Annotated in this window: 19 protein-coding genes; all 19 read right to left on the reverse strand. The window is 33.0% G+C overall.

Annotated elements, in window-relative coordinates; translation table 11 throughout:
- Positions 1-104: 104 nt before the first annotated feature.
- Positions 105-1,211: a SpoIVB peptidase gene (gene spoIVB / locus J5G60_RS09645; RefSeq protein ID WP_150356505.1), complete on the reverse strand. Its 1,107-nt coding sequence runs from the start codon at positions 1,209-1,211 to the stop codon at positions 105-107.
- Between the two features lie 177 nt (positions 1,212-1,388).
- Complete coding sequence (gene recN, locus J5G60_RS09650; RefSeq protein WP_150356506.1) at positions 1,389-3,089, reverse strand: DNA repair protein RecN; 1,701 nt, start codon at positions 3,087-3,089, stop codon at positions 1,389-1,391.
- Positions 3,090-3,100: 11 nt separating this feature from the next.
- A complete protein-coding gene (locus tag J5G60_RS09655; RefSeq protein WP_150356507.1) occupies positions 3,101-3,553 on the reverse strand; it encodes an arginine repressor in 453 nt (150 codons plus the stop codon).
- Positions 3,540-4,403 carry an NAD(+)/NADH kinase gene (locus J5G60_RS09660; protein ID WP_150356508.1) on the reverse strand — a complete coding sequence of 288 codons (864 nt, stop codon included), beginning with the start codon at positions 4,401-4,403 and terminating at the stop codon, positions 3,540-3,542. The genes J5G60_RS09655 and J5G60_RS09660 overlap by 14 nt, the downstream gene beginning before the upstream one ends.
- A complete protein-coding gene (locus J5G60_RS09665) occupies positions 4,400-5,224 on the reverse strand; it encodes a TlyA family RNA methyltransferase (protein WP_150356509.1) in 825 nt (274 codons plus the stop codon). Before J5G60_RS09665 ends, J5G60_RS09660 begins: the two co-directional genes overlap by 4 nt.
- Positions 5,225-5,243: 19 nt before the next feature.
- Positions 5,244-7,118: a 1-deoxy-D-xylulose-5-phosphate synthase gene (gene dxs, locus J5G60_RS09670; protein WP_150356510.1), complete on the reverse strand. Its 1,875-nt coding sequence runs from the start codon at positions 7,116-7,118 to the stop codon at positions 5,244-5,246.
- 56 nt (positions 7,119-7,174) lie between these two features.
- Positions 7,175-8,059 carry a polyprenyl synthetase family protein gene (locus J5G60_RS09675; RefSeq protein WP_150356511.1) on the reverse strand — a complete coding sequence of 295 codons (885 nt, stop codon included), beginning with the start codon at positions 8,057-8,059 and terminating at the stop codon, positions 7,175-7,177.
- A 25-nt stretch (positions 8,060-8,084) separates the two neighbouring features.
- Complete coding sequence (locus J5G60_RS09680; RefSeq protein ID WP_150356512.1) at positions 8,085-8,324, reverse strand: exodeoxyribonuclease VII small subunit; 240 nt, start codon at positions 8,322-8,324, stop codon at positions 8,085-8,087.
- Between the two features lie 15 nt (positions 8,325-8,339).
- Entirely contained in the window at positions 8,340-9,536 is a 1,197-nt protein-coding gene (gene xseA / locus J5G60_RS09685; protein WP_150356513.1) for an exodeoxyribonuclease VII large subunit, read from the reverse strand.
- A gap of 48 nt (positions 9,537-9,584) precedes the next feature.
- Entirely contained in the window at positions 9,585-10,046 is a 462-nt protein-coding gene (nusB, locus tag J5G60_RS09690; protein WP_150356514.1) for a transcription antitermination factor NusB, read from the reverse strand.
- A gap of 138 nt (positions 10,047-10,184) precedes the next feature.
- The gene (locus tag J5G60_RS09695; protein WP_150356515.1) at positions 10,185-10,577 is read right to left on the reverse strand and encodes an Asp23/Gls24 family envelope stress response protein; all 393 of its coding nucleotides are present in this window, start codon (positions 10,575-10,577) and stop codon (positions 10,185-10,187) included.
- A 108-nt stretch (positions 10,578-10,685) separates the two neighbouring features.
- Positions 10,686-11,216, reverse strand: coding sequence for a SpoIIIAH-like family protein (locus J5G60_RS09700; RefSeq protein ID WP_150356516.1), 531 nt, complete (start codon positions 11,214-11,216; stop codon positions 10,686-10,688).
- A 59-nt stretch (positions 11,217-11,275) separates the two neighbouring features.
- Positions 11,276-11,929, reverse strand: a complete 654-nt coding sequence (gene spoIIIAG / locus J5G60_RS09705; RefSeq protein WP_150356517.1) for a stage III sporulation protein AG — start codon at positions 11,927-11,929, stop codon at positions 11,276-11,278.
- A 14-nt stretch (positions 11,930-11,943) separates the two neighbouring features.
- A complete protein-coding gene (gene spoIIIAF / locus J5G60_RS09710) occupies positions 11,944-12,540 on the reverse strand; it encodes a stage III sporulation protein AF (protein ID WP_150356518.1) in 597 nt (198 codons plus the stop codon).
- Between the two features lie 16 nt (positions 12,541-12,556).
- Positions 12,557-13,777 carry a stage III sporulation protein AE gene (spoIIIAE, locus tag J5G60_RS09715; protein WP_150356519.1) on the reverse strand — a complete coding sequence of 407 codons (1,221 nt, stop codon included), beginning with the start codon at positions 13,775-13,777 and terminating at the stop codon, positions 12,557-12,559.
- 8 nt (positions 13,778-13,785) lie between these two features.
- Entirely contained in the window at positions 13,786-14,169 is a 384-nt protein-coding gene (spoIIIAD, locus tag J5G60_RS09720; protein ID WP_150356520.1) for a stage III sporulation protein AD, read from the reverse strand.
- Between the two features lie 9 nt (positions 14,170-14,178).
- Complete coding sequence (gene spoIIIAC, locus J5G60_RS09725; protein ID WP_150356521.1) at positions 14,179-14,376, reverse strand: stage III sporulation protein AC; 198 nt, start codon at positions 14,374-14,376, stop codon at positions 14,179-14,181.
- Positions 14,377-14,436: 60 nt separating this feature from the next.
- Positions 14,437-14,955, reverse strand: coding sequence for a stage III sporulation protein SpoIIIAB (gene spoIIIAB, locus J5G60_RS09730; RefSeq protein WP_150356522.1), 519 nt, complete (start codon positions 14,953-14,955; stop codon positions 14,437-14,439).
- A 1-nt stretch (position 14,956) separates the two neighbouring features.
- The gene (gene spoIIIAA / locus J5G60_RS09735) at positions 14,957-15,874 is read right to left on the reverse strand and encodes a stage III sporulation protein AA (RefSeq protein WP_190972184.1); all 918 of its coding nucleotides are present in this window, start codon (positions 15,872-15,874) and stop codon (positions 14,957-14,959) included.
- Positions 15,875-15,940: the final 66 nt, after the last annotated feature.

Consider the following 15,940-nt stretch of genomic DNA (forward strand, 5'->3'; position numbering starts at 1 on the left):
AATTTTTTTGATTCTCTTAAATAAATATATTATACTTTATGTAGTTATAAAGATAGCATTTAAAATGCTATCTTTATAACTACATAATTACTTTAGCATATCTTCTACTTTAACAGGATATCAGCATCTTTTAACATCCAGTCTATATAAATGCCATATCCTATCTCAGGCTTATTTATAAGTACGTGGGTCACAGCTCCCACCAATTTACCATTTTGAATTATAGGGCTTCCACTCATCCCCTGGACTATTCCACCAGTTTTATTCAGCAGCCTGCTGTCTGTAACCTTTATGACCATACTTTTAGGTCCGGGCAGGTCTTGAGTCAGCAATTTCTGTATTTCTATATCATAGTACTCAGGTGTTCTTCCTGATATAGTAGTGAGGATCTTAGCGGGTCCTTCTTTTATTTCACTTCTCAAACCAATTTTAAGCGGCTCATAATTTACATTCTTAAGTTCTTCATTTCCCTTGCCAAAAATTCCACATTCTGTATTTTTATTTATATCACCTAATTTAAGTTCCTCATTTACAAATATACCTTTTAATTCACCTGGATTTCCCTTAACTCCCTTTTTAATAGATACTATGGATGAGTCAACTATATCTCCCGAATTTATATTCAACTTAGTTCCCGTATCTACATCTACTATGGGATGCCCTAATGCTGCAAACATTCCACTTTTTTCATCATAAAAAGTTAAAGTTCCAATTCCTGCAGTAGAATCTCTTATCCAAAGTCCTATTCTATAATTATTGTCTTCTAGCTCATTTACAGCCTTCACTGTCTTCTCAATTTTATTTCCATTTCTTTCCACAACTATTTTTATATTTTTTCCCTTTGTTCTATTTATTTCAGTCTGAGTCTGCTCAGCATTTTTTACAAAAGTATCATTTACCTTAATTATATTGTCTCCTATTCGTATGCCGGCCAGTGCAGCTGGGCTTGTTACCTTTCCCTGAGGAGTTTGTATATCTGAAAGTGCCACTACTAGCACTCCTTTGGTACTCAACTTTATTCCAATAGGCTGGCCGCCGGGATACACAGTAATATCACTGGCTTTAGCTGCTTTAAATGTTGACTTTGTTTTGATTGCCTGAGATAAACCAATACCTTTATCTATATTTTCAATTTTATAATAAGCACATAACATCATAAACAGGATTGGAATTAACATCCAACGCAATGTGATTTTGACCTTTTTTCTCATGCTTTTACCTCCCGTCTTACATTGCTTTTTCTAGGATTAAGTTGCCCTTTTAAATATGTTATTATGCTATTATATAGTTACATCTATAGTTAATGTATTGTTTTTAAATATAAATTTATACAGAAAGTTAAAAGTCACCTTTTAAGCATTTACTTTAAATGTTTAAAGACAACTTTTTCAATTTTTATTTTCCAATTTTTTTAAATCTGCCATTTTAACAATTTCCTTAGCATGTTCCAAAGTAAGCGGCGTAACCTCAGAGCCTCCTATCATCCTGGCTATTTCATATTGTTTTTCCTGTTCATTCATTCTTTTAACCTTGGTATAGGTTTTATTTTTAATAACCCTTTTTGAAACCCAATAATGAGTATCGGACATAGATGCAATCTGAGGTAAATGAGTCACGCAAAAAACCTGATGTTTTTTTGATATATTGTACATTTTTTCAGCTACACACTGCGCTATTCTTCCACTTATTCCTGTGTCTATTTCATCAAATATAATAGAGGGAATGTGATCTTTATCCACAAATACAGTTTTTAATGCCAACATCATCCTCGACAGTTCTCCACCTGATACAATTTTTTGAAGAGGCTTCAAGGGTTCACCTGGATTAGTCGATATGTAAAAAGTCACTTTATCCATGCCCTTTAAATTGAATTTTTGCTCCAGTTTGACTTCTATTTTAAATACGCTCTTTTCCAACCCTACAAACTTCAACTCGTTTTTAACATTTTTTTCTAAGTCCAGGGCTATTTTATATCTGCATTCATGAAGCTGTTTACATTTCAACTTCATCTTATCTTCTAATTTTAGTCTTTCCAAATTCAAATTTTCTATTATTTTAGAAACATCTTTCATCTCTTCATATTGCTTTTCTATTTTGTTCCTATAATTTAGTATATCTTTTACACTGCTTCCATATTTTTTTTTAAAACCATTTATCTTGTATATTCTACTATTTATAGCTTCTAATTCTCCTGCATCATAGTAAAAATTATCCTTTATATCTCTTATATCCTCTATACACCCTTCTATGTTATAATAACTATCCTTGAGAGAGTCTGATATATCCTTTACCTTGGAAACAATGTTTTCTATGGAAGCAAGCTGCTTTATAACCATACCTAAACTGTCATATATGGAGCCTTTATCTCCATTGCTGCTATAAAGGCTTGCATAACAACTGTTTATAGTATTGTTTATTTTTTCGGAATTTGAAAGTATCTTAAACCTTTCATTTAATTCTTCTTCTTCCCCCTCTTTTAAATTAGCAGAGTCAATTTCGTCTATCTGATATTTCAAAAAATCAACAAGTTTTTCCCTATCCTCACTCTTACCAGAAAGATCCTGTATTTTATTCTCTATATGAATTAAATCTTTATAATCCTTTTCATACTGCCTTAACATGCTGCCAATGGAACTCTCCCCATAGTAATCTAAATAATATATATGATTTTCCTCTGAAAGTAGATTTTGATTATCATGTTGTCCATGTATATCCAGCAAAGTACTGCTTATATGTTTTAAGTTTGCCATCAAGATTGATCTTCCATTGACCTTTGCCACAGTTCTTCCAGACTGAAAAGATTCTCTGCTTATTATGACTAGATTTTCATTGGAGTCAATTTCTTCTTCTTCTAAAACTTCCAAAGTTTTAGGATTCTCTACAGTAAAAACCGCCTCAACAAAAGTCTTTTTTTCTCCTGTTCTTATTAAGTCCCTATTGAACTTTCCTCCCAATACATAATTTATGGCATCAATGAGTATGGATTTACCAGCTCCCGTTTCTCCAGAAAGTACGTTAAATCCCGATTCAAAAGATATACTTAATTTTTCTATAAGTGCAAAATTTCTTATGTTTAACTGGAGTAACATGAGCAACCCTCCTATCCAGAAATCATCTTTTTCATCCTTTGAGTTATACTTAAAGCTTTTTCATTATCTCTTGCCATGACAAATATAGTATTGTCCCCAGCTAAGGTTCCCGCTATTCCAATAAAATTCAGTGAATCAATAGCTTCTGCTGCCGCCGGAGCAGAACCTGAAATAGTCTTTATCACTACAAAATTATTTACATTTTCAACACTTATAACTGTTTGAGAAAATATATTTATAAGTTTATTTGACAGAACATTTTCCGTATGCGATATAGTGGCATATTTATATCGTCCACTATCAGCCAGTACCTTTATAAGTTTTAATTCCTTTATATCTCTTGAAACAGTTGCCTGCGTTACATTCATTCCACTTTTTTTAAGTTTTTCTGCAAGTTCCTCCTGGGTTTCAATATCATTTGAATTAATGATTTCCAATATTTTGGCATGCCTAGTTACCTTCATATATCTCACCTTCACATCCTTTTGCCTTAAATGTAATTTTCTCCTTAAGTGTATTAAAATAATCATTATTGTCAAATTTAATAAGTTTTCTCTTGTTTTGAGATCTTTCTATTTTTATAGGTCCAAACCCATTTACTTCAATACACTGCTGGCCGTCTACGGATAAATATACATTCTCAAATTTTTTTTTCGATGTTATGCTTATACGTGACCTGCTGTCCAGTATAATAGTTCTTGCAGTTAAAAATTGTGAATACATAGGCGTCAGGCACAGTACATCTAAAGATGGGTGTATTATGGGGCCTCCTGCAGATAAATTATAGCCAGTGGAACCTGTGGACGTACATACTATAATACCATCCCCATTAAATGTATTGTAGAAAGCACCATTTATATAGATATCATATCTCTGTATACCTGAATCGACTTTTCTACACAGTACTACATCATTCAGACCATCATAGCTTTTAACGCCATTCCCATCATCATAACTGCACTGTATCATATCTCTTTCCTCTACTGTATATTTTCCCATAAACAGTCTATTTAAGGCTTCTTTGACGTTACTTATCTCCACCTGAGCTAAAAATCCCAAATGCCCTATGTTTATTCCCAGTATAGGTGTCTTTGATTTAAGTACATTTTTAGATGTATTCAGTATAGTGCCATCTCCACCCAATACTATAATCACATCTAATCTATTGCTTTCATTTTCATCCAATCCTACGCAGTCCTCATATACGTTTATATTGACATTATTATCTATATTATGTATATTTTTTATTATAAAGTTCAACATTTGTTTATTCAAGTCTTTTGTTGTATTGACATTAATACCTATATTTTTCATAGTTCCTCCCCATTGAGCTCACCATGTGATGTTTCTACTATTTTAATTATATCCTCGTCTTTAAATAATCCATTAAAATCCTTTTTCTTAGTAAAATATATGAGATATTCTATATTCCCCTGGGGACCTTTTATGGGAGAATAATCCAATAAAATTATTTTCAAACCCTTTTCTTTTAAAAATTTTGCAATATCATTTATAACTTCTATATGCGTCGATTTTTCTCTAACAACACCCTTTTTCCCCACTTTTTCTCTTCCTGCTTCAAACTGCGGCTTGATAAGTGCCACTACACTGCCATTGTCTTTTAATAAATTCATAACTGCCGGTATAACTTTTTTTAGCGATATGAAAGAAACGTCTATACTGGCAAAATCAGCAGCTTCTCCTATCTGATCCGGAGTTACATATCTTATATTGGTTCTCTCCATACAAACTACCCTTTTATCTATTCTGAGCTTCCAGGCAAACTGCCCGTACCCTACATCTATGGAAAACACTTTTTTAGCCCCATTCTGAAGCATACAGTCAGTAAATCCACCTGTAGATGCACCTACATCTACACAAACCTTATTCTTTAAATTTATGTGAAATTTCTCTATAGATTTTTGTAATTTTAATCCTCCACGGCTTACAAAGGGAAGTTTTTCTCCTCTAAATTCAATATTTGAACTCTCTTTTATTTTTTGTCCGCACTTATCCACTCTCTGCCCATTTACAAATATTTCTCCAGCCATAATGCTTGCCCTGGCTTTTTCTCTGGAAGGAAATACACCTTTATTTACCAGAAGTACATCCAACCTCTCTTTTGATTCTGACATAATAAACTCCCTCACACCTTTAAAATACATGGCTCAATGCTTCTGTTTTAAGTACAGCACTTTCAATTCCCCTTGCATCCAATCCATACAATTTATATAAAATGTCAACTTTGCCATGCTGCACAAATTCATCTGGAAATCCTAAGTTTACCACTTTAATTTTATTATCTTTGGTATTTACATATTCCAGTATATAGGAGCCCAATCCACCTCTTACTACATTATCCTCAATGGTTATAATGGTTGCTCTTTCTTCTATTAATTGATTGAGCATGGTTTTATCAATTGGTTTGGCAAAACAGGCACTTATAATTTTAATATCTATATTCCTTTCTTTAAGCCTCTGCGATGCCAAAACTGCATGCTGTACCATTTTGCCCTGAGCTATCAATGCTATTTTACCTTTTCCTGATACATATTCCCATTTTCCAATATTAAAGTTTTTCAATGGTTTAAGAAGTATATCATCCCCTCCTCTTGGATATCTTATAGCTATAGGAAAATTTTGTTTCAATGCCCACTTTAACATATAAGGCAATTCATCTATACACTTAGGCGACATGATAGTCATATTTGGCATCTGAGTCAGATATGACAGATCAAATATGCCCTGATGGGTTTCTCCATCTTCTCCTACAATGCCGGATCTATCAACTGCAAAAACTACGGGAAGATTCTGCATACATACATCATGAAGCAGCTGATCATAGGCCCTTTGCAAAAAAGTAGAATAAACTGCAAAAACAGGTTTTAAACCTGAACTGGCCATTCCTGCCGCCAGCGTAACTGCATGCTGTTCTGCAATACCCACATCAAAAAATCTTTTTGGAAATCTTTCTGCAAAATTTTTAAGACCTGTACCATCCCTCATGGCAGCAGTTATGGCTACTATTCTTTTATCCTTCTCTGCCAGACTGCTCATTTCAGCTCCAAAGGTTTTAGAATAGGTATTGATTGAAGTTTTCACCAATTCCCCACTGCTGCAATTAAATGGACCTATTCCATGAAATTTGCCTGGATTCTTTTCGGCGAACTCATACCCTTTCCCCTTTTTGGTTATTATATGTATGAGAACTGGATTATTTAGTTTTTTAGCTGAATTAAGAACTTCCGTAAGTTCTTTTATATTATGTCCATCTATGGGGCCTAGATACTTTATCCCCATATCCTCAAAAAACATTCCCGGAACAACCATTTGTTTTATTCCATTTTTGAGTTTTTCAAGATACTTTGCCATTCCTTCCCCAATATTCGGTATCTTTTTTAACTTATTTTCCACTTCTTTTTTAAACTTGTTATATTTAGGATCTATCCTGATTTTATTCAGATATTTAGATACTCCCCCTACATTTTTCCCTATGGACATCTGATTGTCATTTAATACTATTATAAGTTTTGTCTTCCTGTATCCCACATCATTTAGAGCTTCCAGCGCCATTCCTCCTGTTAAGGCTCCATCTCCTATGACTGCAATCACATTATAATTCTTGTGTTCTAGATCCCTTGCCCTTGCCATACCAAGGGCTGCAGATATGGAAGTGCTGCTGTGCCCGGTTTCAAAAAAATCATATACACTCTCATTTCTTTTAGGGAATCCACTTATTCCCCCAAACTGCCTTAAAGTATCAAAACTATCCTTTCTCCCTGTTAGAATTTTATGCACATAAGCTTGATGACCTACATCCCATATAAGTTTATCGTGATTTAGATCAAATGCACTGAACAAACTCAATGTAAGTTCTACAACTCCCAAATTAGAAGCCAGGTGCCCCCCTGTCTTAGATACCTTGTCAATTAAAAATCTCCTGATTTCCACAGCAAATTGTTTTTTCTGGTTAAGAGACATTTTTTTTATATCATTTATATCTTTATATCTATCCAGCAAACTAAGCATTTTCATCTATCCTTTTTTATTAATAAAATCACTTTACAAATATTTTACACAGAAAATTATTTTTCTCTATTTAATAAAAATAAAGTTAAATTCTCTAACTGAGATGTATCCTTTTTAATTTCCTTCAGTACATCCATGCATTCACCTGTAATTGAATTACACATTTCCCTGCATTTATTCAATCCATAAGTGGTTATAAAAGTAGTTTTATTATTATCCAAATCACTCTTCGTTTTTTTACCTAAAACAGCAGTATCTCCTGTTATATCCAATATATCATCCTTTATTTGGAAGGCCAATCCTAATTTTTCACCATAATACCCCAACTTGCTTATATCCTGCTTGTCGGCAGACGCATGTACTGCTGCTGAAATTATAGAGCCCTTTATAAGAGCCCCGGTCTTTTTGCTGTGCATATAATAAAGTTGATCTATTGGTATCTCAGTATTTTCACTCAATATATCCACTGTCTGACCGCCCACCATTCCCTCAGCACCTGCACTTTCAGAAATAATACTGCAGGCCTTTAAAGCATTTTGTCCCCTTCCAATACAATGCCTGAACATCAAATTCATGGCTTCATTTAGAAGTCCATCTCCTGCCAGCATGGCAATGGCTTCGCCAAATATTTTGTGATTGGTGGGCTTACCCCTCCTCAGATCATCATTGTCCATAGCCGGAAGATCATCATGAATCAGAGAATAAGTATGTATCATCTCTATAGATGCTGCTACATCTATCACTTCACTGTAATTATCCCTGTAGAGCATATAAGTTAAAAGGAATAATATAGGCCTTATTCTCTTCCCACCCGCATTTAAGCTGTATTCCATAGCTTCATACACTCTTTTATTATAAGAACCTTTTCCCTTCATATAGTCTTTTAAATATTCATCCACTTCACCTTTTAGTTTTTCAACTATACCATTATTGACTTTCATTAATAAACTCTCCTCATTCCTATTACTATTTACTATTTATCCGAAGGTTGTCTTTTTCTTTAAAATCTTTTTCTCCCTCTTCAGTAAGAATTTTTATCTTTCCTTCTGCTTCATTTAGCATTTTATACAATTTATTACAGAGTTTTATTCCATCTTCATAGTTTTTTAAGCTCTGTTCCAAAGATAATCCGCCTGTATCCATTGAATTTACTATGTTCTCTAACTCCAGCATGATACTTTCATAACTTTCCTTTTTTCTAGGCATAATTACCCTCCTTTTTTAGATGCGGTTAAATTTGAATTCACCATCTCCATCTTTCATTATGACTTTAACCCGCTTTTTTTTATTCAATTCCTCTATAGTATTTATTACATTATTATGTTCGTCTTCTATTATAGAATATCCTCTGTTTAATACATTTAACGGATTATGGGCTGAAAGCAGAGAATTTATTTTAGTGAGCTTCTCCTTTTCTTCATTAACCTTTGTATTCATCTTTAAATTCAACATTTGTTTAAACTTATCTATAGTTTCATATTGATTTATTATATAGACCATGGGATTATAGGATTCCAAACTTTTTTTCAACAGAAATAATCTATCTCTTTCACTGTTTACTCTGTTCCCGATATAATTAGAGATCACATTTTTATAATTTAACAGCCTCTGCAAGAATTCATCCATGTTAAATACTGCAATTTCAGCAGCAGCAGAGGGAGTTGGTGCCCTCCTATCCGATACAAAATCCGCTATAGTATAGTCAATCTCATGTCCGACTCCTGTTATTATAGGCTTCTTCGAATTATATATGGCTTCTGCCAGCTTCTCGTCATTAAAACACCAAAGTTCTTCTATAGAGCCTCCTCCTCTAGCTATAATTATAAGCTCCACATCCTCTATAGAATTCAATTTATAAATACCCCTTATTATATCTTCACTGGCATTTACTCCCTGTACCAATGCTGGATAAATTAAAATCTTCACTTTATCATTTCTTCTTTTAGTAACATTTATTATATCCCTTATAGCCGCTCCAGTAGGCGAAGTAATAACACCTATTTTTGAAGCGCAAGCTGGTATTTTCTTTTTATGTCTTTCATCAAACAGACCCTTTTTATCCAACTCAGCTTTCAACTTTTCAAAAGCCATGTACAATTCTCCTATGCCATCCGGTTTCATTTCACTGCAATAAAGCTGATATACTCCTTCTTTTTCGTAAACAGATATTCTCCCTTTAGCTACAACTTTCATGCCATCTTCAGGCAGGAAATTCAATTTGCTGGCTGAATCTCTAAACATAACACAATTTATTCTACTGTATTCATCCTTTAAAGAAAAATACATATGTCCGCTACTGTGAAGTTTAAAGTTGGAAATTTCTCCTTTAATAGAACAATTGGCAAGTATAAAATCACTGTCAAATGCCTTCTTTATGTATCTATTAATATCAGACACCGTCAACGTCTTAATGTACATAGCACTTATCCTCTCAATATCTTATTCTTACACATTTTTATCCAATTATCATTTTTCCCTTATCATATTTCCAAGCACGCCATTTATAAAAGATGCAGATTTATCTGAAGAATATTTTTTAGCCAGTTCTATAGCCTCGTTTATGGACACCTTCTCTGGTATGCTATTTTCATATAAAAATTCATAAGTACAAATTCTCAAAATTGCCACATCAACTTTAGATAATCTGTCCAATTTCCATTTTCTCAAATACTTTTCAATCTCTTTGTCAATAGTATTCTTGTTCTCCTCTATACCCTTTAGAACTCTTATTATATACTGTGTGTCCAAATCTTTTAAATCACTGATTTTTTCTCCATAGAATTCTTCCTGATTATACTCTGCTGAATTTTTCTCTTCTCCCACGGCATTTTCCTTTAAACTCATTATGATATTACTGGATTTTTCTTTATTTATAGTCATTTGAAATAATAATTTCATAGTCAATTCCCTGGATTTCTTTCTATTCATTTTTTCCTCCTACTTAAATGTAGCCTATAAAAATAATTATTGTCATTTCAGATACAATTATACTTAAACTAATATACTAGTTCAAGTTTATTTGTATAAAAATAGTGCACCCTTAAATCAGCGGGTGCACTACCTATTTCACTCTTCTACATCATCATTACTTTCTTCTGTTTTGGGAATCATAACATTTTGTACATGTATGTTTATAGCCGAAACATCAAGGCCCGTCATAGATTCAACTGCCCTTTTTACATTTTCTTGAACTTTCAAAGCTACATCTGGAATTCTAACTCCATATTCCACTACCACATATAAATCTATAGCTGCACTGTTTTCGCCTACATTTACTTTAACACCTTTAGATAAATTTTTTTTACCCGACAGTATTTGAGTAATTCCTCCCACAAGGCTGGCACTCATTCCAACTATCCCATCTATCTCAGTAGTAGCAAGGCCCGCAATCACACCTACAACTTCATCAGATATTTTTACAATACCCATATCTATTTCATTATTCGTATTTTCTTCCATTGTTGCACCTCCTAGATTTTCACATCATCGAAAGACCCACGTTATATATATTATAGCAAAGGAATATTTTTTTTACAATTACTTATTTTATGTAATACTCTACGTCCTTTAACCCTGTTTAACTTCTATTTCCACATCTTGAATCTTAGACACACTCATGACTACATCTTTTATCACTCTTGTATCCTTATCTGACAATTTATTCTTTCCCTTAACTATTACTCTGACTTTGTTATCTTCTATAGAACATATCACATCTTCATATCCCTTGCTCTTTAGAATATTTTCTATTTTCATCTCATAATTCGTATTCATTGCCAATTCAGTATACTTTTTCTCTGCATCTGCACGGTTTTCCTTGGATGCATTAGTATCATCTATGAGACTTTTTAAAGTCTGAAGAGTTTCAGCATTTTTTTGATCTCTGGTAAGTCTTGTTTCCTCAAAAAACTGGGACTTAGACTGAGTTTGTGTTGTATTCTTAGTATTGTTGTTGTTAAGAGATATGGTACTTTTGCCGCTTTCATTGTCTACTCCATTTACATAATTTATAGGACTATTTAATTTTGTAGCAACAACTCCAACACAGATAATCAGTGCTAAAAGAGTCACAATAATAACAGCTTGTTTTTTATTCATTTTCAATTCCCCCCATCTACCTTCTAAAAAAATTATATGCACAAAGATATATTTATATACTATTTTTTCATAGGATATACATTCACCTTATCCTGGGATATTCCAAATAAATCAGTAACAGCTTTGGATATTCTAAGTTCAGTTACCTTGTCTTCAGCTCCTTCAGCCACAACGCATACCCCCATTACTTTTGGATTATAAGTTTTAAGTATAAGAGGTTCTGACTTGCTGCCATCATTTGTGGTTACTACTGTACTGCCGTTATTTTTTTGAGTGGTATTTCTCGTTCCCCCTGAATTGTCTTTTTCCTCTGTAGTATTGGTTGAGTCATTTATATTAACTGCCGGCACATTTTCCTCTCCACTTTCAAAACTTACCATAACTTCTACCTTCCCCACACCATCTATCTGCTCCAGTGTATTTTTCAGATTATCCTGTATAGATTTTTCATAATTATCAGAACCATTTTGGGAGGCTTCACTTTGACTTTGGTTTTGATTTCCCCCATTGCTTTGTCCGTTATCACCGTTTATATTGCTGCTAGAAGTGCTGCTGGAGGTGTTCTTACCGTAATCGCTAAAAAGGCTGACAGCAGCAATTATAAGCACTCCCATAAGAAACACTATGGCTAAATTTATAATATTCTTCTTGTCAGTATGAATTTTGTGATTGTTGTCTTTGGTAATTTTGTTTAACCATTTTTTTAAATTCATAGATTTACCTCCTACTAAGAATTTACGTGTATAATATCCTTAGATACACTTAATTCCTGGCTTAAATAAGTTTTTATCTCTGAAGCCTTTTGACTATTTTCAGAATTCAAATTATCTACAGATGCAGTTTCACCACCTATCTCAACCTTTTTTATTTTTTCTACATTGCCATTTTTAATTTTTACATTTATATTTTTTATATATACCATATTATTTTTCTCATCATACCCTGCTCCCACTTTAATTTCATATTTTCCCTCCGGATATTTTTCTTCAAGATTTTTCTCACAGCTGTTCTGCAAGTTTGCCTCAAAGGTTTCTATAGTCTCTGATATATTTTCCTGCTTATACTTGTCAAATTCACTGGAAGATTCTTTAGTCCCAAAATCTTTATTAAAGTCCTCCACGGCTTTTTCAGTATAGCTGTTTATATTAAAATCCCTATTGAATACTTTTATTATGGGATTGATAAATACTGTAATAAGAATCAGTCCCAGTACAAATTTACAATATTTCTTCATACTGTTATCCGGGAGAATCATCTCCACTGCTATTATAAAAAATACAGCAGTACATACACTTATCAGCCATTCTCTTAAAGATTGAAGCACGCATCTCCACCTTCCTTCACATCATAACCTTTCCCGCCGATGCCAGCATGGCTATCATTATAAAAAACATCACAGACACACATATTAAACAGGCCATTACAAGAATAAGAGAATCTCCTGCAGAATTTATACAATTTACCAGTCTTCCGTCACTTATGGGTTCTATAAGAGCTGCAGTGATCTTATACAAAACTATCATAATAATCAATTTAATTATAGGAAAAAGTAATATGATAATGATGATCAAAAGCCCTAGACTGCTCAGTGCATTTTTCAGCAAAAAGGAATATCCTGCTACAGTGGCCACTGCATCTGAAAGGCTTTTACCAACTACTGGTACAAAATTGTCCACTGCAAATTTAGCCGTTTTTACAGTAACCTCATCGATGCTCTTTGAAGTTATGCCCCTTACAGTCACAATACCTATAAATACGGTCATTATAATCCCCTGAGCCCACAGTGCACATTGATTTAAAAGTTTAGTAAGCTTATCTATCTTATATTCCGAAGATAAATTGTTCACAAACTGAAGTACAAAAGACATAGATATTATCGGTATTATAATATCCATAAACAAATTTGCACTTATGTTAATAGCGCCTATTATAATTGGATCCATAATAGAAGCTTCCACAAATCCACCTACGGCCGCTATTAGAGTTATAAGTATTGGTATAAGTGCTACCATAAAATCTGTCATTTCCTTTATGGTGGATCTGGCGATATCCACCCCTATATAAAAACTCTTTGCCATTATTATTATAATAAGTGAATAACAGGCAAAGTAAGCTATATTGGATAATCCCTCACCGCTAAAGGCTCTCTGTAAATTTGTGAGCAGTGCACATATGAGTGCAATGACTATCAAAAGTACCAAAAGTTTTATACATGCTGACATTTCCCTAAGTCCATAGGATATCAGTATATTCATGATTTTTTTAAGTGATATTTTCCCATCTCCACTTTTTATAAAATTCTTCACATAATCTTTTGCATCCAGATCTTTTAAAACTTCATTTTTTGTTTTCATATTGGATATATAGTTATAAAAATTTTCAATTTGCTGTTCTTGAGCTTCACTTTCCTTATTTCCCGTTCCATTTTGAGATGTATTCTCCAGTTGGGCATTATCCTGTATATTGGTGTTCACTGTATTGGTGTCAAAAGCTTGTACATTAAAGCCCATTATTAAACTTAAAAATAAACCTATAAGTAAACTCACTATAACATTCTTCATATTAACACCTACATAATTTTTAAAATTGACTGTAACACAGCCATAAGTATAGGAATTGCAAGTACTAAAATTAAAATCTTACCTGCAAATTCAACCTTTGCTCCTAAATTTCCCTGTCCAGCATCTCTACATATTTCACTGCAAAAAGAAGCCAGATACGCAATGGCAAGTATTTTAAATACAGTAGTTAAATAAACAAAATCTATATTTGCCTTAACTGCCAACTGCTGGATAAATTGAAGTATGGCTGTTATCTTTGTTATCATAAATAAAAATATAATAACTCCGGCAACTATACTTATGTATACTGCTATATCATCTCTTTTTCCCTTAAACAGAAGAGTTATAAACAAGGCAATAAAGGCAAAAGCTACTATTTTAATTATCTCCATAATCTTCTCCTAAAGCTGAAACATAGTCCTGACGGCATTAAACAATTTACTCACCAAATCTATCACCATCATAAGTACAATTAAAATTCCAGTAAGATTTGTCAACACTGCATAATCACCTTTGCCGCTGGCCTCTAACACTTTATTTATAAGTATGACAATTATGCCCACTCCAGCTATTTTAAAAATTAAACTTATGTCCATCATTTGATTTTCTCCCCTTTTTCATTTCTTATGGAATTTATCTAAATACACACATATTGCCACTCAGACTGAAATTATCACTATCACAGCTCCCAGTGAAAACCCAAGACACCTATACATCTTTAAATTTTTATTCATTGCAATTTTTGAAACTTCAATTTGATTTTTTATGTTGTCCAAAGTCAGTGAGAACATTCTTTTTTGTCCCTCTATATCTGATTCTCCAAGTGTTTTTGATAAATCCAATATTGCAGATATATCTTCATTTTTCAAACTTAAAATTTCTCTTTTATCACTAAATGCACATTTAAAAGCCTCATATACATTGTCAACGGAATTACTGTAAAGCATAGATGATATATCTTTAAAAACATCTTTAATGGGATCAATACTTTTTAACGCTGTATTTAAAATGGCATCCGGCAGCGGAGTATGCGTATACATGATTTCATTTTGAAGCTGATGAATACATCTCTGCATTTCTTTTAATTGTTCCACCCTTTTTTTGAAAATTCCTCCGTAAGTAAATCCTATTCCAGTGGAAGCAAATATTATCATAATATACCCCAAAATCTTCAGCATTTCATCTCCTCCATATTACAGAACTATTTGTAAAATCATACACATATTCAACTGTACCGGAACCTTTTCTGCTGCTCAATACTATGGCCCTTTTAAATATTTTATTATCCACTATTTCCTTAAAAACCGGCCTTCCGTACAGATCTTCTATTCCATAACCATGAATAGTTACAATCAAGCTTATTCCAGAATTCAATGCTGTTAGAATACTTTCCATATCCTTATAAGTTCCAATTTCATCACAAACTATGACGTCCGGTGACATGCTTCTAATAGCCATAATTATGCCCTGACTCTTGGGGCATCCATCAAGTACATCAGTTCTAATTCCCAGATTCATCTGCGGAATCCCATTAAAACAAGCCCCTATTTCACTTCTCTCATCTATTACACATATTTTTTTACCCGTAAGGCCTATATTCTGCATACCTCCAGATATATTTCTCACAATGTCTCTTATAAGAGTGGTTTTTCCACCCTTAGGAGGTGAAATTATTATAGTATTTATTATCTCATCTTCTCTTGTCAAAAACTTCATAATGGAATCAGAACAGTTGACAATTTCCCTACATATTCTGATGTTTATAGATGCTATATCTTTTATGGTCTTAACTTCACCTTTTTCAATAATACATCTCCCACATATACCCACTCTGTGACCGCCTTTGATAGTTATATAACCCTGCTTAATTTCTTCCTCAAAGGCATATATAGAATAATTGCTCATTCTCTGAATTATTATTTTTAGATCTTCCATCCTGGGTATATATCCACACACAACCTCTTTCAATCCTAATTGGAGTATTAAGGATCTATTGACCCTTATCCTTATTTCCTGTAAATAAGGGGACTTTATTAAATCTCCAATAGCAGTCTTTAAATTTTCCGGTAAAATGTTTAATATCTCCTTAGTATATATCTTTCTCATCTCCTTTCTTTATATTAATTCCTATTTTCATTTTTAAAAAATTATTCCATATAAATA

It is taken from the genome of Clostridium sp. HV4-5-A1G (assembly GCF_900184915.1).
GTDB classification, from domain to species: domain Bacteria; phylum Bacillota; class Clostridia; order Clostridiales; family Clostridiaceae; genus Clostridium_B; species Clostridium_B aromativorans.